Raw genomic sequence first — 19,721 nt, forward strand, 5'->3', positions numbered from 1 at the left:
ATGAACGCTATGACCTTTGAGGAAACCAATTTGCTGTGTATCTACAACCCCGGCAGTCGCCTGGGAGCCATCGAGGCGTTGTCCGAGATGCGTGGCCATCTGGAGCCGGACGAGACCGAACTGCTGGCCCTGACCGACAGCACCCTCGCCAAGCTGCGTGCCATGACTGACGTCGAGTTTGACGAGCTGGAACTGTACCCGGATTTTGACGAGTAACACCCTGTTTTGACCAGCCGGGGCGGCCACCGTGCCGCCCCTTTTCGATTCCTGAATGGAAGGGAGGACAGATAACCATGCCAACCAAAGCAGAAATGTACGCGCAGATGGCGGAGAAGGTCGCGGTCCAGCTCACCGGCAGTTGGCAGGAGTGGGCGGGCTTTCTCACCAACGCTGCCCGACTCTACAAGTATCCATTCCATGAGCAGCTGATGATCTACGCTCAGCGCCCGGACGCTACCGCCTGCGCCGAGTACGACCTGTGGAATGACCGCATGGGCCGGTATGTGCGGCGCGGTTCCAAGGGCATCGCCCTGGTGGACGATTCCGGGGACCGGCCCCGCCTGCGCTATGTGTTCGATATTTCCGACACCGGCACGCGGGAACATTCCCGCACCCCCTGGCTGTGGACGCTGAACGAGGAACACACCGCGCCGGTCATGGCGATGCTGGAACGCAACTACGATGTGAGCGGCGGCGACCTGGCCCAGCAGCTGGCCGATGTGGCCGCCAAGCTGGCGGAGGAATACTGGGCTGACCACCGGCGGGATATTCTCCCTATCGTTGACGGTTCCTTTTTGGAGGAGTACGATGAGTACAACATCGAAGTCCAGTTCAAATCCGCCGCCACGGTCAGCATCACCTACGCCCTGATGTCCCGCTGCGGGCTGGAGCCGGAGCAATATTTCAGCCATGAGGACTTCATGCCGATCTTCGACTTCAACACCCCCGCCGTGATCGGGGCGCTGGGCACAGCCATCAGCCAGGCAAACCAGCAGGTGCTGCGGCAGATCGGCGTCACCATCCAGAACTATGAGCGCGCCAAGAGCGCGGAAAGGAGTGCCACACATGGAGAACAACCTGACTTACATTCAGAGCGGGGATTACCTGATTCCCGACCTGCGCCTGAGCGAGCAGCCGCAGAAGCCCCTGGGCAAGTACGGCAGGATGAGGAAAGCCTATCTGAAGGAACACCGGCCCATCCTTTACAACCAGCTGCTGATGACCGAGAAGCTGTACCCGCACCTTCTGGAGATCGACGAGACGGCACAGAGCCGTCTGGAACAGATGATGCCGCAGCTGGCCGAGGAAGTGGGCGCGACGGAAGCGCTGAAAGCCGCCGACCCGATGCAGTGGGTGGGCCTGATGAACACCTGCAAAGCCCAGGCCGAGGAGATTCTGATGATGGAACTTATCAACAGCTGACCCTAAACCTGTTCCTCTCCGAAGCGGAACAGATTCAACAGATCGACGAAGCAGAGAGTGTGAAAACGCCCTCTGCTTTTTCTTTTGCCCAGGCAGATATAGACCATGTTCTGCGGCTCGGCGGCAACACGGACCGCTTTCGGGAGCGTGTCGCTGTGGAATTTGAAAAGCAGAAGCCTATTTCAGAAATCGCGGCGTATCTGCCAACCCTCTACCACGGCGGCAGCGGGGTCGGCAGTGTTACCGCATGGTACGCCGAGGACGGCATCCACCTTTCCCACGGAAAATTCGCCCGCTATGACAGATCCGCGCAGCTTTTGTCCTGGCAGGACGCCGCCGAACGGATTGGGCAGCTTTTGGAAGTGGGCCAGTTTGCCTCCAATGTGGAGCTGGCTGAGGCCGAAAGTTATGAACGGTCCCTGCTGGCAGACGAGTTTTGGAGCCTGTACCACGACTTAAGTGAGGAAGCCAGGAACGCCGGATACCTGCAAAGCCTTTCCCTCATTCAAGGGAATGGTTTCCCGGAGGAGTCCGCGTGGCTTACCGGGCAGCTGGCAAATCCGGCGTTTCGGGCAGCACTTTTGGACGAGTATCAGCAGTTTTTGACTGCCCATCAGGATAACCGGGCGCTGCTGCGGTTCCATTATCACCACCTGGAAGGGATGCTGGCAAGGCTCCGTGACCTGGACCTGCCGCGTAAAACCTTCTCTACCGAGCTGGCGGAGGTGCCATCGGCCAAGCGGTTTATCACAGAGGATGAAATAGATGCCGCTCTGACCAGCGGCAGCGGCATGGCAGGCGGTAAAGGACGTATTTTTGCCTTTTTCCAGGAAAGCCATACCGACAAGGAGAAGGTAGATTTTCTCAAGCACGAATATGGCATCGGCGGACGTTCCCACGCCTTGTCCGGCGCGGCTGGCAGTGATGAATGGTATGACGGAAAAGGATTGCACTTCAAAAAAGCCGGATGCCCGGACGTGCATCTCACCTGGGATAAAGCTGCCAAGCGGATCACCGCCCTGATTCAACAAGGGCGCTACCTTTCAGCGCAGGAGCAGGCCGAGTTGGAGCAGCGGCAGGAAGAAGCAGACCTTGCCGAAGCAGACGCTATGGCGGCGCAGCAGGCTGAACTGTCCATCCAGGATTCTTTGGAACAGTACAAACCCATTGTTCGCACCGCGCTGGAGGCGGATACCGCCTACCGCAACGCCTGCGGCCACTCGGATCACGAAAACGCAGTAATCGAGGGCAACGCCGCCGTGCGCCGGGCGGTGCTAAATTCCGGCGACCTGGAACTGATCCGGCTCTACTCCGATGTGCCGGAGTTCCGTCACCGCCTGCATGGCGAGGTCATTGACGAGACCTATCCCAAACTCCATGAGCTGCTGCGCCCACTTTCGGACAATGACATTGACCGAGCCATCCAGGACTGGAACGGCAAGATCGAAAGCAAGCACGCCGTTGTCCGCTACATGAAGGACCACGCCCGTGAAAAAGACACCGCCGCATGGCTGGCCCATGAGTTTGACGGCGGCGACAGCAAAACTCCGTTTGCAGTACGCCCGGAAAGCCCCAATGGAACGATGCTGCCCTGGCCCAAGGTGCAGCGCCGGATCGCCCAGCTTATCAAGGAAGATCGGTTCTATACCGAAGTGGAACAGGACCGTTTTGACAACATCGACCCCATCGCCATCCGGGAAGCTCTGGCCGAGCGCGGCATCGTGAACGGCCAGGTGGTAGACCCGGAAAAGCTGGACAATGACCCGTTTATCCAGCAGGTCATGGCCAACGTGGAACGTGCCGCCGGAGGGGATGAGCCGGAAGCCTACACCAGCCCAGGTGGCCGCACCTATCACCCAGGAGATGCCATAGACGCTTTCATTGATGATAAAAGCCCCGTGGTTCGGATGGTTCTTGACCATGTGGACGAGGATTACATTTGGTACACCATGCCCAGCGTCCCTGACCAGGAGCCAGTAGAGATGCGGCGCGAAATATTTGAGAAATATCTGGACAATGGTGAGTTCCTGCCTGTACCTGTGCCGGACTTATCCGGCCAGCCCATCACCCGCGAGGGAGACACTCTCACCATCGGCAGCGGCGAACCTACCCATGAGATGGATATTACCGTATCGGATGAGGAAGATGAAGCCATCCGGCAGGCTATCCCGGAAACAGAAGCCCCCGCCACCTACGACCCCGCAACACCCCCTTACCATGTGGGTGATACGGTTTATCTGGACAATCAGGAGTACCAGCTCACCGAGCTGCGGGAAGATACGGTGCAGCTGCTGCCCACCGGCATGAGCTACCCCATTTACCGGGTCGAGAGCCGGGAGCGGTTCGAGACGCTGCTGCGTGCGGACACCCGCAACGAAGCCATCAACGACTTTTTGCCTGTAAACCCCGACACGGCAGACCAGGACCTGCGGGACGTGCTGGCCCACGGCCTGATCGGCGCGCCGGACAAGGCGGAGCTGTCCGAACTGATGCGCACCGGCAAGCCCAACCGCGAGATCGCCCAGTGGCTGGGCCGGGCCTTCCCCGGCATCGTGGAAACGATGGAGCTGGAGACCGGCGACACCGCCGATTACCGCACCACGTCCGAAGGCATCGAGTTGGAAGTGCTGGATGCAGACGAAAAGCGGCTGGCCATGCTGTTCTTCCGCTGGGATGAGGTCGCGCCCCTGCTGCGCGGGCTGTATGCCCGCCAGCTGGACGGCTTTGGGCAGGAGCAGGCCGAACCGGCTATTGCCGCTGATACCACTGTCGAAGAACCTATTGAAACCGCCAAGCCCACCGAGGAACCCACCGCCGAGACACCGGCGTTCCATTCCGAGCCGGTGACCGTCTATCCTGGCGAACAGAACCATCTGCCCTATGATGTGGTGGTGGAGCGGCTGCACGTTAACCAGCCGGAACCTACGCCGCCGGAACCGCGTCCGCCTGAGAATTTCCGCATTCTGGACGATGACCTGGGGAAAGGCGGGCCAAAGGAAAAATTCTGGCGCAATATCAAAGCAATCGCCACACTGAAGCAGATCGAGCAGGAAAATCGCTATGCCACCCCGGAAGAACAGCATATTCTCTCGCAATATGTGGGCTGGGGCGGGCTGGCGGACGCCTTCGACCCGGACAAACCCGCGTGGGCCGCTGAGTATGCGGAGCTGAAGGAACTGCTGACCCCGGAAGAATATGAAGCGGCCAGAGCCTCCACCCTCAACGCCCACTACACCAGCCCCACTGTGATTCGCGCCATCTACGACGCGGTAGAACAGATGGGCTTTCGCACCGGCAACATTCTGGAGCCGTCCTGCGGTGTGGGCAATTTCTTCGGGATGCTGCCGGAGAGCATGGCCGGCAGCCGTCTGTACGGCGTGGAACTGGATTCCATCAGCGGCCGGATTGCAAAGCAGCTCTACCCCAAGGCCGACATCACCGTGGCAGGATTTGAGACCACCGACCGGCGGGACTTCTATGACCTTGCCATCGGTAACGTCCCTTTCGGACAGTATCAGGTGAACGACAAAGCCTACAACAAACTGGGCTTCAACATTCACAACTACTTTTTCGCAAAATCGTTGGACCAGGTGCGGCCGGGCGGCGTGGTGGCTTTCGTCACCAGCCGCTATACGATGGACGCCAAGGATTCCACCGTGCGCCGGTATCTGGCCCAGCGGGCCGAGCTGCTGGGAGCCATCCGCCTGCCAAACAATGCGTTCAAGGCAAATGCCGGAACTGAGGTCGTTTCGGATATTCTCTTCCTGCAAAAGCGGGACCGTCCGCTGGACATTACCCCGGACTGGACGCAGACCGGCCGGACCGAGGAAGGCTTCACGGTCAACCAGTATTTTCTCGACCACCCGGAGATGGTGCTGGGGCAGCCCACCGCCGAAAGCACCCAATACGGCAAGCAGGATTACACCGTGGTCCCCATCGAGGGGCTGGAGCTGGCCGACCAGCTGCACGATGCCGTGAAGTATATTCACGGCACCTACCAGGAGGCCGCGCTGCCGGAGCTGGGCGAGGGCGAGGACATCGACGATTCCCTCCCGGCTGACCCGGATGTAAAAAACTATTCCTACACGGTGGTGGACGGGGCGGTGTACTTTCGGGAAAACAGCCGCATGGTGCGCCCTGACTTAAACGCCACCGCCGAGGCCCGCGTCAAAGGGCTGGTGGGGCTGCGGGACTGTGTGCAGCAGCTCATCGACCTGGAGATGGACGCCGCCGCGCCGGATGCCGACATCCGGGCGCAGATGGCCGAACTGAACCGCCGCTATGACGATTTCTCCGCTAAATATGGCCTTATCAACGACCGGGCAAACCGGCTGGCCTTTGCCGATGACAGCAGCTATTACCTGCTCTGTGCGCTGGAAGTGCTGGACGAGGACGGCAGGCTGGAACGCAAGGCGGATATGTTCACCAAGCGCACTATCAAACCCCATGAGGCCGTCACCACCGTGGACACGGCCAGCGAGGCGCTGGCGGTCTCCATCTCGGAGAAAGCCTGCGTGGACATGGCTTATATGGAACAGCTCACCGGCAAAACCGGCGAGGAACTGGCGGACGAGCTGCGGGGTGTCATCTTCCGTGTGCCGGGCCAGACCGAACCGGACGGGACGCCCCATTATGTGACCGCCGATGAATACCTCTCCGGCAACGTGCGCCGGAAGCTGCGCCAGGCCCAGCGGGCGGCGGAACAGGACCCGGCCTTTGCGGTCAACGTGGAGGCCCTCACCGCCGCCCAGCCCAAGGACCTGGACGCTTCCGAGATCGAGGTGCGGCTGGGGGCAACCTGGATTGACAAAGAGTACATTCAGCAATTCATGTACGAAACCTTTGACACGCCCTTTTACCTTCAGCGCAGCATTGAAGTCCACTACTCTGCATTTACCGCCGAGTGGCAGATCTCCGGCAAAAACGCTGTGGGACAGAGAGATGTGGCAGCCTATACCACCTACGGGACCGGCCGCGCCAACGCCTATAAAATCCTCGAAGATTCCCTCAACCTGCGGGATGTGCGTATCTACGATACTGTTGAAGATGCGGACGGCAAGGAGCGCCGGGTGCTGAACGCCAAGGAGACCACCCTGGCCGCCCAGAAGCAGCAGGCCATCCGGGAGGCGTTCAAGGACTGGATTTGGCGGGACCCGGAGCGGCGGCAGGCGCTGGTGCGCCAGTACAACGAGGAAATGAACGCCACCCGCCCCCGCGAGTATGACGGCAGCCACATTGTTTTCGGCGGCATGAACCCGTCCATCACCCTGCGGGAGCATCAGAAAAATGCCATCGCCCATGTGCTGTACGGCGGAAACACGCTGCTGGCCCACGAGGTGGGCGCGGGCAAGACCTTTGAAATGGTGGGGGCCGCGATGGAGGCCAAGCGCCTGGGGCTGTGCCAGAAATCCCTCTTTGTGGTGCCAAACCACCTGACCGAACAGTGGGCTTCGGAGTTCCTGCGTCTGTACCCGTCCGCCAATATCCTGGTGACAACCAAAAAGGACTTTGAAAAGCACAACCGCAAGAAGTTTTGTGCCCGCATCGCCACCGGCGACTATGATGCCATCATTATGGGCCACTCCCAGTTCGAGAAAATCCCCATCAGCAAGGAACGCCAGGAGCGGCTGCTGCATGAGCAGATTTGGGAAATCACCGAGGGCATCTCCGAGGTGGAGTCCAGCGGCGGGGAACGCTTCACGGTGAAACAGTTGGAGCGGACCAAGAAATCCCTGGAGGCCAGGCTGGAAAAGCTGCAAGCGGAAGGCCGCAAGGACGATGTGGTGACCTTTGAGCAGTTGGGCGTGGACCGGCTGTTCGTGGACGAGGCGCACAACTACAAGAACCTCTTTCTCTACACAAAAATGCGCAACGTGGCGGGCCTCTCCACGACGGACGCGCAGAAATCCAGCGATATGTTCGCCAAGTGCCGCTACATGGACGAGATCACCGGCAGCCGGGGCGTTATCTTTGCCACCGGCACGCCGGTTTCCAACTCCATGACCGAGCTTTATACCATGCAGCGGTATCTCCAATATGACCGGCTGCAAGAGCTGGGCATGACCCATTTTGACTGCTGGGCCTCCCGGTTTGGCGAGACCGTGACGGCGCTGGAGCTGGCCCCGGAGGGCACCGGCTACCGGGCGCGGACCCGCTTCTCCAAGTTTTTTAACCTGCCGGAGCTAATGAACCTTTTCAAAGAAATCGCGGACATCAAGACCGCCGACCAGCTGCACCTGCCCACGCCCCAGGTGGAGTACCACAACATCGTGGCCCAGCCCACCGACATCCAGAAAGAGATGGTAAAGGCCCTCTCTGAACGTGCGTCCGAAGTACACCGGGGCAGCGTGGACCCGTCAGTGGACAATATGCTCAAGATCACGTCGGATGGGCGCAAGCTGGGCCTGGACCAGCGGATCATCAACCAGATGCTGCCGGACGAACCGGGCACCAAGGTCAACCAGTGCGTGGACAACATCATGCAGATCTGGCGGGACGGCGAGGCCGACAAGCTGACCCAGATGGTGTTCTGCGACATCTCCACGCCCCAGGCCAAACCCGCCAAAAAGGTGGCGAAGGCCCTGGACAACCCGACCCTCCACGCTTTGGAGGACGCGGTGCCGCTGCCGGAGCCGGAACCGGCCTTTACGGTGTATGAGGACATCCGTCAAAAGCTCATCGCCAAAGGCGTGCCCGCCGAACAGATCGCCTTTATCCATGAGGCCAACACCGAAGTGCGCAAAAAGGAGTTGTTTTCCAAGGTCCGCACCGGCCAGGTGCGCGTCCTGCTGGGCAGCACCCAAAAGATGGGCGCAGGCACCAACGTCCAGGACCGCCTGGTGGCGCTGCATGACCTGGACTGCCCCTGGCGGCCCGGCGACCTGGCCCAGCGGAAAGGCAGAATTGAACGACAGGGCAACCAAAACGAGACCGTCCATGTGTACCGTTACGTCACTGAGGGGACGTTTGATGCCTACCTCTGGCAGACGGTGGAAAACAAGCAGAAATTCATCAGTCAAATCATGACCTCCAAAAGCCCGGTACGCTCCTGTGATGATGTGGATGAAACGGCGCTCTCCTTTGCCGAGATCAAGGCCCTTTGCGCCGGGGACCCCCGCATCAAAGAGCGCATGGACCTGGATGTGGACGTGTCCCGGCTGAAGCTGCTGAAGGCCGACCACCAGAGCAAGCAGTACCGGCTGGAGGACCAGCTGCTGAAAACCTTCCCGGAGGAGATCGAAAAAAATAAGGGCTTTATCGCCGGGCTGGAAACCGATATGAAAACGCTGGCGGAACACCCCCACCCGGAGGACGGCTTTGCTGGCATGGAAGTCCGTGGCGACACCCTCACCGACAAGGAGAATGCCGGTGCGGCGCTGCTGGACGCCTGCAAGGAGGTCAAGGGGTCCGACCCTGTGCCGGTGGGCAGCTACCGGGGCTTCGCTATGTCGGTGTCGTTTGACGCTTTCCGGCAGGAGTATATGCTCCTGCTGAAAAGCCAGATGACCCACCGGGCGACCCTCGGCACTGACCCGCGTGGAAATCTCACTCGCATCGACAATGCGCTCAGTCAGATGCCCCAGCGGCTGGAGGCGGTGAAGAACCAGCTTGACAACCTTTACCAGCAGCAGGCCGCCGCCAAGGCCGAAGTGGGCAAGCCCTTCCCCCAGGAACAGGAACTGCGAGACAAATCCGCCCGGCTGGCCGAGCTGGACGTACTGCTGAACATGGACGGCCGGGGCCGCCCTGCGCCGGAAGCGGTGCTTGCCAAGAGCGGCCGCCCCTCGGTGCTGGAAGGGCTGAAACGCCCGGTGCCGCCGCGCTGCCCTGAGAAGAAACCCAAACACCACGAACAGGAGGTGCGATAACATGAATACCAATAAAAACACGGCCCTCTATGAGAAGATGGCCGCCGAACAGGATAAGTTTCGGGACTGGCTGAAAAGCCATCCCCCGGAGGAAATCTTAAATCATGCCTACGAGTATACCGTCCGAGAGGATATTCTGATGGCGATGGAGGAACTGGACCTGCCCCAAAGCCGGGCCGCCGCGCTGCTGGCCTCCCCGTCCCCGCTGGCGGATGTCTACAAGGAGTTTGCCGACCGGGAGACTTCCTACATGGATGTGGTGCGGGACAGTATCGAGCAGCGGGCCGAGGCGGCGCTGGACGCCCAGCGGGAGCTTCCGCTCTACCGGCACGACGCCGCCTATGCCCGCGAACAGGGCGATCTGGATTTGTACCGGGCGTCCCGCCGCGCCAACATCGCCTGCAAGGAGGCCATCGAGGCGTCCATTTCGGAACATTACCGGGACAACCGGCTGGACAAGGATGCGGTGCCCCAGGTGATTGAGCAGTTCGGCTATACCCGCACCCTCTATGTGCTGGCAAATACCGTGCAGCAGAAAGAGTGGGATGAGCGTTTCAGCCCGGCCAACAAGGCGTGGGCCAGGACGGTGGACATCCCGCCCAACCCGGACGGCTTTGGCGGCGAACGCAACCTGGACTTTGTGGTGGACAGCCACTCCGGCCTGGTCGATCTGTTCTTGAGCCAGGCGCGGCAGGATTATCTGCGGCTCCAGCCGCTGACATCGGAGGAGATTCACGCCGAGGCCGCCCGGCTGTTGCAGGAGCTTCGTGCGCCGGATACGCCCAACAGCCCCCACGGCACCCATTACATGGCCCGCATCTCGCCGGACTTTCTGGCCCGCGCCGGCACCCAGGCCCATGACCGGCTGATGGCGCTGCTGCCGTTCCGCAGCCTGGCGATCACCGGGCTGGTGGACCGCCCCGGCACCTATGTCACTATCCTGGCCAGCGAGGACCGTTCCAAAGAGCTGCGCCAGCGCCGCCCTTCGGTCCGCCGCCAGCTGAAACAGGAGCCGCGCCCCGCTGAAAAGAAAGCTCACATCCATAAGAAAAAGGAGCCGGAGCGGTGAGCGGCCCCAAACGCAAACGGGAGGTGCAGCTGAACTTCCGGGTCTCGCCGGAGGAACTGGCGCTGATTGAGCAGAAGATGGCCCAGCTGGGGACAAAGAACCGGGAAGCCTACCTGCGCAAGATGGCCCTGGACGGCTATGTGGTGCGCCTGGAACTGCCGGAGCTGAAGGAGTTGGTGTCCCTGATGCGCTATTCCAGCAACAACTTAAACCAGCTGACCCGCCGCGTGCATGAAACCGGGCGCATTTACGACGCCGACCTGGAGGATATAACCCGGAGGCAGGATGCTTTGTGGGATGGGGTGCATCGGATATTGACCCAGCTGGCAAAGCTGACGTGACAGGGGCATACGCCCCGGCTTTGAGGGAGGTCCGGCGTGTGCAGGCTGCATCGCTGGCCTCCCTCTTTTTTTCTTTGCCCGTATCGTTGCACTTTTGCGGGCCGCAGGCGATAATATCATCAGAAACGGAGGTGAAGGCTGATGTTGACATTTGAAAATATCTTGGAGTTGTTTCAAGAGTATCTGCTGCGTGACTCGGAGGAAGAAGTCCTCCCCTGCAAGCGTGGCTATGTCCGATTGACCTGGAACAAGGATTCCCGCTACTGCGTGGACGGCATCCTCTGCCGGACCCCGGAGGAACTGTTTGACCTGCTGCTCACGGATTACCAGGACTTTGAATTGCTCCGCCGGACGAAAGGCCGCCGAGAGGTTACAGAGGCCGATGAAAAAGCCGTGGGAAAATTGTGCCAGCCCTACCTGGACTGGCGGAAGGAGGCGCTGAAATGAGAGCGGTGCTGTTTGTTTTGAAATTGGGGCTGAAAATCCTGGCTGCGCCGTTGGTGCTGGCGCTGATGTTGTTCACCTGGGTATGCTTCGGGCTGCTGTATGCGTCCAGCTTTATCTTCGGCCTGGCCTCCGCAGTGGTGGCGCTGCTGGGGATCGCGGTGCTTGTGACCTACTCGCCGCAAAACGGCCTGATCCTGCTGGTGATTGCCTTCCTGGTCAGCCCGCTGGGCCTGCCGATGGCCGCTGCCTGGCTGGTGGGTAAGGTGCAGGACCTGCGGTATGCGATCCAGGACGCGGTGTACGGCTGAATAGGAAGCGAAGAATTGCCGGGAGTGAAGCCCCGGCAATTTTGACTTTACTTTCGTGCTAATTTCGCGTATAATATTAGCATGAAAGGAAGGTGAAGGACGTGAGCCAATTTCAACAGCTGGACCAGCTGATGGAACGTCAGGACGGGATGCTGCGCACCGGGCAGGCCCTCGCGGCCGGGATCTCAAAACCTGTTTTTTATCAATTCGTGCAGTCTCGTGGGCTGGAACAGGCGGCGCATGGGATTTATCTTTCCAAAGACGCCTGGGTGGATGCCATGTATCTGCTGCATCTTCGCTGTCCGCAGGCGGTTTTTTCCCATGAAACGGCGCTGTTTTTCCACGACCTGACCGACCGGGAGCCGCTGGCCTATTCTGTCACGGTCAAGACGGGGTACAACCCCACCCGGCTTAAAGGTGAGGGCGTCCAGGTCTTTACCATCAAGGCGGAGCTGCATGAGGTCGGCCTGACAACCGCGCAGACCCCCTTCGGTCACGATGTGCCGGTCTATGATATGGAACGGACAATCTGCGATGTGCTGCGCAGCCGGAGCCACATTGAGATACAGACATTCCAAGACGCTCTGAAAGCGTATGCCCGCCGGAAAGATAAGGACCTGCGGACGCTGGTGCGCTATGCCAGGCTGTTCCGGGTCGAGAAGATTTTACGCCAGTATTTGGAGGTACTCCTATGATAAAGACAGCCAGACAACTGAAAGATTTGATCCGTAACCTGTCAAAGAAAAATGCTGCGGATGCGCAGGTTTTGACGCGCAACTATATGATGGAGCGTTTTCTGGAACGCATTTCTCTCTCGTCCTACCAGGACAAATTCATCCTCAAGGGCGGGATGCTGGTGGCCGCGATGGTCGGTCTGGACGCCCGCTCCACGATGGACCTGGACGCAACGGTCAAGGGGGCCAACGTCAGTGTCGAGGATGTGGAGAACATGATGGCCGAGATCATCGCTGTTCCCATTGATGACGGCGTTACCTTCCAGGTGAAAAGCATTTCGGAAATCATGGATGAAGCGGAATATCCCGGCATTCGGGTCACGATGACAACGCTCTTTGACGGGGTGCGCACCCCGCTGAAAATCGACATTTCCACCGGCGACGCCATCACCCCTAAAGAGGTGCGGTACAGCTTCAAGCTCATGCTGGAGGACCGCTCCATTGACGTTTGGGCCTATAACCTGGAGACCGTGCTGGCTGAAAAGCTGGAAACCATCATCACCCGCACCACGACCAACACCCGCATGAGAGATTTTTACGACATCGCCATTTTACAACAACTCTATGGCAGCACTCTGGACCCGCACGTTCTCCATGACGCGCTGCTGGCGACAGCCCACAAGCGCGGCACCGAGCGCCATCTGGCCGAGGCCGCCGAAGTCTTTGATGAAGTGGAGAACAGCCCGGTCATGCAGGACCTGTGGGCGGCCTATCAGAAAAAGTTCTCCTATGCGTCCGACCTTGGCTGGGATACGGTCATGGCTGCGGTCCGTCAGCTGTTCGCTCGTTGCGAGGGCACGGTATGAAAAAGCGTGGACACTACTGCAAGGTCTGTGGCGAGTATAAGGCAAACGAAAAGTTTTCTGGCAAGGGACACGCCGCGCACATTTGTAAAACCTGCGCCGCTCTCCCGCCAGAAAAGCAGGCAGAAGAAATGACGCTTACCCGGCTTGTCAACCTTCCCTGGCGATTATCCAAAGAACAACTTTCGTGGCTGAAGAAACGGATGAAGGACAAGCGGGATGCCGTGCGAACCCTGGCGACGGAACAATATGAAATTCGGTTCCCTCCCAGGATAGAACTGGATGAATTGGAAGATGACTTTGAAGAAGATTTCGATTTTTATATGGACGAGGAAACTGATATAGAGTAAACCGATGCGGTCTGTGATGAGCAGGCCGCTTATTTTTTGGAAAGGAGGCGGACCCCACATGGCCACCACCCGCATTATACCGCTGCACGCCGGCAAGGGCCGCACGGTCGGCAAGGCGATCAGCGACATCATCGACTATGTAAAAAATCCAGAAAAGACCGACCACGGTAGGCTCATCACCAGCTACCAGTGTGACAGCCGCGTGGCCGATGCGCAGTTCCTGCTGGACAAGCAGACCTACGCCGCCCGCACCGGCCGGGTGCGCGGTGCGGACGACGTGATCGCCTACCACCTGCGGCAGTCCTTTGTGCCGGGCGAGATCACGCCGGAGGAAGCAAACCGCCTGGGCGTGGAGCTGGCCCGGCGCTTCACCAAGGGCAAGCACGCTTTCATCGTCTGTACCCACATCGACAAGGCTCACGTCCACAACCATATTATATGGAACTCCACCACGCTGGAGTGTGACCGCAAGTTCCGCAACTTTTGGGGCAGCACCCGCGCTGTCCACCGTCTGAGCGATACCATCTGCATCGAAAACGGCTACTCCATTGTGGAGGCTCCCAAGCGGCGCGGCCAGAGCTACAACAAGTGGCTGGGCAATGCGGCAAAGCCCTCCCACAAAGAGCAGCTGCGCCAGGCTATTGACCGGGCGCTGGCACAGAAACCGGCCAGCCTGGAGGAGTTGCTGCGCCTGTTGGAGCAGGACGGCTTTACCGTTCACCGGCGTGGAAAAACCATCTCCATCGGCGCGGAGGGCTGGGGCAACAACGTCCGCTTTGACCGGCTGGGGGACGGCTACACGCTGGACGATCTGTTGGCAGTTCTCTCCGGCCAGAAAGAGCATACGCCCCGCAAGCAAGCCGTCCCGCAGGCCGCCCCGCTCAAGGTCAATCTGCTGGTGGACATCCAGGCGAAATTGCAGGACGGGAAAGGTGCCGGGTATGCCCGCTGGGCCAAGGTGTTCAACCTCAAACAGATGGCGCAGACCCTCAACTACCTGTCCGAACACGGGCTGCTGGATTATGCCGATCTGGAAACAAAAACAACAGAGGCGACGGCCCGTTACCATGCGCTGTCCGACCAGATCAAGGCCGCCGAGAAGCGCATGGCCGAGATCGCCGTGCTGCGCACCCATATCGTCAACTACGCCAAGACCCGCGACACCTATGTGGCTTACCGCAAGGCCGGGTATTCACGGAAATTCCGGCAGGAGCATGAGGAGGAAATCTTGCTGCACCAGGCCGCCAAGGAAGCCTTCAACGAGCTGAATGTGAAGAAGCTGCCTACGGTCAAGGAGCTTCAGACCGAGTATGCCCAGCTGCTGGCGGATAAGAAAGCGGCTTACGGAGAGTACCGGCAGACCCGCGCCACCATGCGGGAGCTGCTGACCGTCAAGAACAATGTGGATCGACTTATGAGCATGGAGGAAGAAAGACAGGAAGATAAAGACCATGGGCATGGCCGATAAGACCTTATAAGCGGAAAAATTTGAAGCGAGGTCGTTTCATTTCATGTGCCCCTTGTTGTTATCGGCTTACTTTCTCTTAAACTGTTGCAACCTCTATTCCTTCCAAATTATTCTGCCCTCATTACGTTGGGCATAGAAAGTAGGCGTGGTTTACGGTATAATTAATGGTAACAACTGCGGGAGGGCAGATTTATGCTAATATACTTGCAAATGATTGACACTCCAGCGGAACGGTCAAAATTTGAACAGATCTATCTGGAGTATAAAGGGCTCATGTTCCATGTGGCCTATGATATTTTACATAATGAGCAGGATGCCGAGGATGCTGTACATCAGGCTTTTGTAAAGGTGGCGGAAAACATTAAAAGAATCGGTGAGCCGGTGTGTCCAAAAACGCATAGCTACGTCGTTACTATTGTTGAGAATAAAGCAATAGATCAGTACCGAAAGCGGCAAAAACACCAGACTGTCGAACTAATTGATGATATTCAAGGGACAGAGGCACATTATGAAGGGAATAACGATTTAACAAAATGCATCTTAAAATTACCTGCCCGTTATCGAGAAATGATATTGCTTCGCTATCATCATGGATACAGTGTTAGAGAGATTACCAACATAATGGACATCTCCCTTGCAGCTGCAATCAAATTGGATCAGCGGGCTAAAAACAAATTGAAAAAATTGTGTGAGGAGGCGGGAATCCTGTGATAAGCGAAGAAATGCTGAAAAAAGCGGCAGCTGAAGCGGATCAGGCAATTAGGAATTCGCTCCCCGCTCCAGCAGACTGTAAACATGAATTTTCCCCATCGTTTCAAAGAAAAATGCGCCGAATCTTCCGCAAAGCAAACCATCCTGTGATCTATCAACTGCCCAAATATGCAGCCTGCTTTGTTCTTGTGGTAGCTCTCGCTGGCGGTACATGGTTGACCGTTGATGTTGAAGCCAGAGCTGCTTTTTTCGCATGGGTGCGTGAGCAGTACGAGGCATTTGTTGAGTACAGATTTATTGGTGAAGCGCCGCAAGAAAGTGAAATTGTGGATTATGAGTTAACATGGCTGCCTGAAGGTTTTTCCTTTCAAAAAGAACAGAGTCTTGGTAACAGCACATATCTCACTTATACTGATAATTCTGGGCAGCGCATTATTTTTTCCTATTTGCAAGGAAATGATTCTACGAGTTTATTTATGGCAGCGGACTATACTGAAGTACAATCCATTCAAATTGGAAGCATAAAAGCAGACTTCTATCAAGCTAGCCAAGAAACATCTCCTAATGGGTTGGTTTGGGTATCAGAGAAAGAAAACTTGTGTTTTTGCATTACGGCACCTTTGTCAAAAGATACGATAATCAAACTGGCTGAAGGCATCCAAAAAAAATAATCAAAAAATCAAAGTAACTGTCCAAAATGACCTCCTTCATTCGTTTACGGGGTATAAGCGAATGAAGGAGGTCATCTCATTGAAAAAACGAATTCTTCCCATCTTGTTTGTCTTTCTTATGGTATTTTCCTCCACTGCCTATGCTGCCTCACCTCGAGTAGCACAAGTTGTTCCTGGTATCTCTTTTAGTGGGACAACGGCTACCTGTACGGTGTTCATTGCTGCAGAACAAATGACTGACGACATTGATGCAGTAATAAAGTTGTGGGAAGGAAGCCGGTGCATCGAAACTTGGAAACGATCTTCTGTTGGAGATCTAGCCTTTAGCGGAGAGGCAAGTGTTACCAGGGGGAAAACTTATAAATTAACGGTTGATGTTACTCTTGAAGGGAAAGCTTTGCCTGAGTTTTCTATCGAAGGAACTTGCCCATAATTCACCATAAAAAGGGGTGATTCCAATGGTTTGTTTTTTGTCGATCAGTTTTTAACAATAATTCGCTTCAAAGAATGGAGGAATATCTCATGAAACATCGTTTGCTAACGTTCTCTATTGTTGTTGCGCTGTTTTTTGCCTTAGCTATTCCGGCTTTTGCGGCTTCAAAAACCCTGGGGGTTTCGGAAATTGACCAAAATAAAACGGAATGGTGTTGGGCAGCTTGTTCGGAAATGATTGGCAAATATTATGATAGCGGAAGTAACCGTGATCAGTATGATCTAGTTGAATATATCAAAGGAAATACAGATAATCAGCCTGGTAATACTTCCAATATTTGCGACGCGATAAAATATGTGTCTAATAACAGTGTAACTTTCACGAGTAAATCAAGCGCGCTTTCTTTTAGTGAATGCGAAACGGAGATAGACAATAGCGATCCGTTTATCGTATGGTTGCAAGGAAAAAATGGTGCACTAAGCCATGTCATAGTAGCCAGTGGATATAAAACCGGTTCTACAAATTATCTGTATATCCTCGATCCATCACCTAATGTTGATGCACAGTATTTTTCGTATACAGGTCTTGTAAATGGTAGTACGGGAACACTGGGAACACGCTGTTATGAAACCACTATTTACAGACAGTAATCGGCCTATAAAGTCGTTGAACTTAATATAGTTGGGAGGTAGCGACCATGAAAAAATTCTTTGCTAGTCTATTAACGCTTTCGATGGCCTTTTTGCTGTCCATTCCAGCCTTTGCGACTGACTTTTCGGGAAACGCAGAATATGAGCTGGAGAGCGTATCAAACAAGATTGTAACAGCGATCAATGAAGTGTATGGTGATAAAAGTGTTACTGTCACAGCTGCGGACGTAGATTATGCTAAAGCCTATAAGGTTTATGTTGATACTGATGTATTTACATTAACCACTAATTCCGCGGCTGAGATTGAAGCAGCCCTTGAAAACGGAAACTATGTTTATGTGCTTCCGGTTAATACAGCTAATGGAACAGTAGTAGTCAATCTTCAAAAAGGGCTTCCGTTAAGCGACAATGCCAAAGCTGTCCTCACAGAAGATGAACAACAGGAAGTTATCGACAATGTTGGAAAATGGACTGTTTCCAGTCTTGCTTTTTATAACTCGGGCAATTCAAATTACAATTACGAAGCAAGACTTTCTAACATAATCGGAGAGATACCGGAAGGAACATTGTTAGTTGGTAGCCTGCCTATTTTCCAAGATGTTGTAGCACTCATTCCAAACGATGCAGGAATGATTGATAGTCTTATCCCAGTTACTGATACAGAATATGACAGTAATCTGATTGGTCCTACCACAAGGGGCGGTTCTGAAATTTTCAGTTACGAACGGGTTAAAGATATAGCCAATAACTTGCCGGAAGCAGATCCTGAGTTAGCTGGAGGAACAGTGGTTGATAATATTGAAGCCAGACACCCAATGTTCCTTTTTTACGGAGTGATTATCGCATTAGTCGTTATTGTTTGCAGTATTTCTTTCTTTTTTGCAAGGAAAAAAACAACAGCTAAATAGTTCCGAGGAGAAATAAAGGTTGAAACATTGTAATCTAAGTACCATTCCGAAAAAGGACGCACAAAACCAAGCCCCCTAAGAGCGGGCGAAAAATGCAGTTATGCTTAAAGTCTAAGTGGTGGATGGAGCAGTCACCAGATATCCCTGCCGCTGGAGGATAAAGATGGCCTCGTCTACGGAAACCTCACGGTGTGCAGGCGGCCGGTCTGCCTTCCGGTATAGTTCAGGATTGTAAGGCTCATTTTTCTTGAGCATATTGTAAATGGCGGTGAGCAGCATCCTGGCAATAGCGATGATTGCTTTTTTGTTGCCTCTGCGTTTCTTGAGTGCAAGGTAGCGATTGCGGACTTCCGGGAACTGCTTGGCACGAATGGCGCAGAGAGCGCACTGAACAAGCAATGGCTTGATGTAAGCTCCGGCCCGGCTGATTCTGGTGGTTTTCTTCTTTCCGGCACTCTCATTGTTCTGCGGCGTAAGCCCAGCCCATGAGCACAGGTGCTTCGAGGTGGGGAACACGGACATATCCACTCCGATTTCAGAAATAATGCCAATTGCGGCAAAGGATTGGATACCCGGCGCCGTCATAACAAGATTGAGTTGGGGAAGGTACTTCTCAGCGGTAGACAGAATCAGAGATTCCAGATCGAGTTTGCACAGTTGGAGACTACTCATGTGGGAGCGGATGATGCGGAGCTTTTCAGCCTGTTCTTCACACATCTCTCCATCCACAGCAGAGAGCACCCGTTCGTCGGTCGCTTTCATGCCTTTGGTTCGGAAGGCAGAAATATCTGTAATTTTCTCCGTTGGATGTTCCAGAATCCAAGCAGTAATTGCGGAGGCTGCTTTACCAAACACATCCGAGAACACATCGTCCAGTTTGAAATTGGAGACTGTCAAACAGTTTTGCGCCCGGTTTTTCTCGCCGGTAGTAAAGTTAGTGAGTTTCCAACGATAGCGGAACAGATCTCTAAGCTGACGGATATCTGCCGGAGGGATAAAACTCCCTGAGACAAGATCGTGCTTGAAGATGTCGGCAATCCACTTGGCGTCTCGTTTGTCGGTCTTCTTGCCCCGGATGGCCTTCACATACTTAGGGTGGGCGAGGACGATGTTGCAGGTGGGTTCCAGAATGTTATAAACAGGAATCCAATACTTCCCGGTGGATTCCATGCACACATCCTTGCAGTTGTTCTCAGAAAGCCAATCCGCACACCGTCGTAAATCCCCAGTGAAGGTGGAAAAACGTTTGCTCTTGTAGGTTGTCACACCCTGCTCATTGGTAGAAGCAATACAGGCAACGACAAAAGATTTGTGGATATCCATTCCACAGCAGATACGGTAGACGATTTTAAGCATAACACATCCCCTCGAAACAGTATTTGAGGGGAACAGGCAGGGACTGGCCGCTCACTGAAAGATTGAAGTAGTCCGTCTCTCCAAAGATAAGGTTACAGGGTACAATGCCCTACTCATCGGTGCTTGAAAGAGCGTCCGGCACACATAAATATTCAGTCCAACACAATGTTGAGCCTACTCAC

The 19,721-nt window shown here is 55.6% G+C and carries 17 protein-coding genes; 16 read left to right on the plus strand and 1 reads right to left on the minus strand.

All coding sequences use genetic code 11. The features are described from left to right. The 16 genes from NQ490_RS11250 to NQ490_RS11325 all read left to right on the plus strand — a co-directional run bounded on the left by NQ490_RS11250 (position 1) and on the right by NQ490_RS11325 (position 18,183). On the plus strand, positions 1–216 hold the full coding sequence (locus NQ490_RS11250; RefSeq protein ID WP_007045895.1) for a transposon-transfer assisting family protein: 216 nt from the start codon (positions 1–3) through the stop codon (positions 214–216). Between the two features lie 849 nt (positions 217–1,065). Next, the gene (locus NQ490_RS11255; RefSeq protein ID WP_147644636.1) at positions 1,066–1,422 is read left to right on the plus strand and encodes a TnpV protein; all 357 of its coding nucleotides are present in this window, start codon (positions 1,066–1,068) and stop codon (positions 1,420–1,422) included. A 2,303-nt stretch (positions 1,423–3,725) separates the two neighbouring features. After that, on the plus strand, positions 3,726–9,290 hold the full coding sequence (locus tag NQ490_RS11260) for an SNF2-related protein (protein WP_423218615.1): 5,565 nt from the start codon (positions 3,726–3,728) through the stop codon (positions 9,288–9,290). Position 9,291: 1 nt separating this feature from the next. After that, positions 9,292–10,359: a DUF3849 domain-containing protein gene (locus NQ490_RS11265; RefSeq protein WP_007045897.1), complete on the plus strand. Its 1,068-nt coding sequence runs from the start codon at positions 9,292–9,294 to the stop codon at positions 10,357–10,359. Continuing rightward, on the plus strand, positions 10,356–10,700 hold the full coding sequence (locus tag NQ490_RS11270) for a plasmid mobilization protein (RefSeq protein ID WP_007045898.1): 345 nt from the start codon (positions 10,356–10,358) through the stop codon (positions 10,698–10,700). Before NQ490_RS11265 ends, NQ490_RS11270 begins: the two co-directional genes overlap by 4 nt. Positions 10,701–10,841: 141 nt before the next feature. After that, positions 10,842–11,147 (plus strand): hypothetical protein, encoded by a 306-nt coding sequence (locus NQ490_RS11275; RefSeq protein ID WP_007045899.1) that lies wholly within the window; start codon positions 10,842–10,844, stop codon positions 11,145–11,147. Further along, positions 11,144–11,455 carry a CD1845 family protein gene (locus tag NQ490_RS11280; RefSeq protein ID WP_007045900.1) on the plus strand — a complete coding sequence of 104 codons (312 nt, stop codon included), beginning with the start codon at positions 11,144–11,146 and terminating at the stop codon, positions 11,453–11,455. Before NQ490_RS11275 ends, NQ490_RS11280 begins: the two co-directional genes overlap by 4 nt. A 101-nt stretch (positions 11,456–11,556) precedes the next feature. Further along, positions 11,557–12,150, plus strand: a complete 594-nt coding sequence (locus NQ490_RS11285) for a type IV toxin-antitoxin system AbiEi family antitoxin domain-containing protein (RefSeq protein WP_040917442.1) — start codon at positions 11,557–11,559, stop codon at positions 12,148–12,150. Further along, complete coding sequence (locus NQ490_RS11290; protein WP_007045902.1) at positions 12,147–12,995, plus strand: nucleotidyl transferase AbiEii/AbiGii toxin family protein; 849 nt, start codon at positions 12,147–12,149, stop codon at positions 12,993–12,995. Before NQ490_RS11285 ends, NQ490_RS11290 begins: the two co-directional genes overlap by 4 nt. After that, positions 12,992–13,342 carry a hypothetical protein gene (locus NQ490_RS11295; protein ID WP_007045903.1) on the plus strand — a complete coding sequence of 117 codons (351 nt, stop codon included), beginning with the start codon at positions 12,992–12,994 and terminating at the stop codon, positions 13,340–13,342. The genes NQ490_RS11290 and NQ490_RS11295 overlap by 4 nt, the downstream gene beginning before the upstream one ends. A gap of 58 nt (positions 13,343–13,400) precedes the next feature. Next, complete coding sequence (locus tag NQ490_RS11300) at positions 13,401–14,810, plus strand: relaxase/mobilization nuclease domain-containing protein (RefSeq protein WP_007045904.1); 1,410 nt, start codon at positions 13,401–13,403, stop codon at positions 14,808–14,810. Between the two features lie 192 nt (positions 14,811–15,002). Beyond that, positions 15,003–15,521 (plus strand): RNA polymerase sigma factor, encoded by a 519-nt coding sequence (locus tag NQ490_RS11305; RefSeq protein ID WP_007045905.1) that lies wholly within the window; start codon positions 15,003–15,005, stop codon positions 15,519–15,521. Beyond that, entirely contained in the window at positions 15,518–16,192 is a 675-nt protein-coding gene (locus NQ490_RS11310) for a DUF4367 domain-containing protein (protein WP_007045906.1), read from the plus strand. Before NQ490_RS11305 ends, NQ490_RS11310 begins: the two co-directional genes overlap by 4 nt. 79 nt (positions 16,193–16,271) lie before the next feature. After that, positions 16,272–16,625: a hypothetical protein gene (locus NQ490_RS11315; protein WP_147644637.1), complete on the plus strand. Its 354-nt coding sequence runs from the start codon at positions 16,272–16,274 to the stop codon at positions 16,623–16,625. An 89-nt stretch (positions 16,626–16,714) separates the two neighbouring features. Continuing rightward, positions 16,715–17,275, plus strand: a complete 561-nt coding sequence (locus NQ490_RS11320; RefSeq protein ID WP_187118492.1) for a C39 family peptidase — start codon at positions 16,715–16,717, stop codon at positions 17,273–17,275. A gap of 47 nt (positions 17,276–17,322) precedes the next feature. After that, positions 17,323–18,183 (plus strand): hypothetical protein, encoded by an 861-nt coding sequence (locus tag NQ490_RS11325; protein WP_007045907.1) that lies wholly within the window; start codon positions 17,323–17,325, stop codon positions 18,181–18,183. Positions 18,184–18,294: 111 nt separating this feature from the next. Here NQ490_RS11325 and NQ490_RS11330 read toward each other — a convergent pair whose 3' ends face one another. After that, positions 18,295–19,539, minus strand: coding sequence for an IS110 family RNA-guided transposase (locus tag NQ490_RS11330; RefSeq protein ID WP_007045908.1), 1,245 nt, complete (start codon positions 19,537–19,539; stop codon positions 18,295–18,297). Between the last annotated feature and the right edge of the window lie 182 nt (positions 19,540–19,721).

The organism is Subdoligranulum variabile (assembly GCF_025152575.1).
Classification (GTDB): domain Bacteria; phylum Bacillota; class Clostridia; order Oscillospirales; family Ruminococcaceae; genus Gemmiger; species Gemmiger variabilis.

Excerpts from the sequence above, each read along its gene's own strand:
- NQ490_RS11250 (WP_007045895.1), top strand. The coding sequence starts at position 1 with ATGAACGCTATGACCTTTGAGGAAACCAATTTGCTGTGTATCTACAAC.
- NQ490_RS11255 (WP_147644636.1), top strand. The coding sequence starts at position 1,066 with ATGGAGAACAACCTGACTTACATTCAGAGCGGGGATTACCTGATTCCC.
- NQ490_RS11260 (WP_423218615.1), top strand. The coding sequence starts at position 3,726 with ATGAGCTACCCCATTTACCGGGTCGAGAGCCGGGAGCGGTTCGAGACG.
- NQ490_RS11265 (WP_007045897.1), top strand. The coding sequence starts at position 9,292 with ATGAATACCAATAAAAACACGGCCCTCTATGAGAAGATGGCCGCCGAA.
- NQ490_RS11275 (WP_007045899.1), top strand. The coding sequence starts at position 10,842 with ATGTTGACATTTGAAAATATCTTGGAGTTGTTTCAAGAGTATCTGCTG.
- NQ490_RS11280 (WP_007045900.1), top strand. The coding sequence starts at position 11,144 with ATGAGAGCGGTGCTGTTTGTTTTGAAATTGGGGCTGAAAATCCTGGCT.
- NQ490_RS11290 (WP_007045902.1), top strand. The coding sequence starts at position 12,147 with ATGATAAAGACAGCCAGACAACTGAAAGATTTGATCCGTAACCTGTCA.
- NQ490_RS11295 (WP_007045903.1), top strand. The coding sequence starts at position 12,992 with ATGAAAAAGCGTGGACACTACTGCAAGGTCTGTGGCGAGTATAAGGCA.
- NQ490_RS11300 (WP_007045904.1), top strand. The coding sequence starts at position 13,401 with ATGGCCACCACCCGCATTATACCGCTGCACGCCGGCAAGGGCCGCACG.
- NQ490_RS11305 (WP_007045905.1), top strand. The coding sequence starts at position 15,003 with ATGCTAATATACTTGCAAATGATTGACACTCCAGCGGAACGGTCAAAA.
- NQ490_RS11320 (WP_187118492.1), top strand. The coding sequence starts at position 16,715 with ATGAAACATCGTTTGCTAACGTTCTCTATTGTTGTTGCGCTGTTTTTT.
- NQ490_RS11325 (WP_007045907.1), top strand. The coding sequence starts at position 17,323 with ATGAAAAAATTCTTTGCTAGTCTATTAACGCTTTCGATGGCCTTTTTG.
- NQ490_RS11330 (WP_007045908.1), bottom strand. The coding sequence starts at position 19,539 with ATGCTTAAAATCGTCTACCGTATCTGCTGTGGAATGGATATCCACAAA.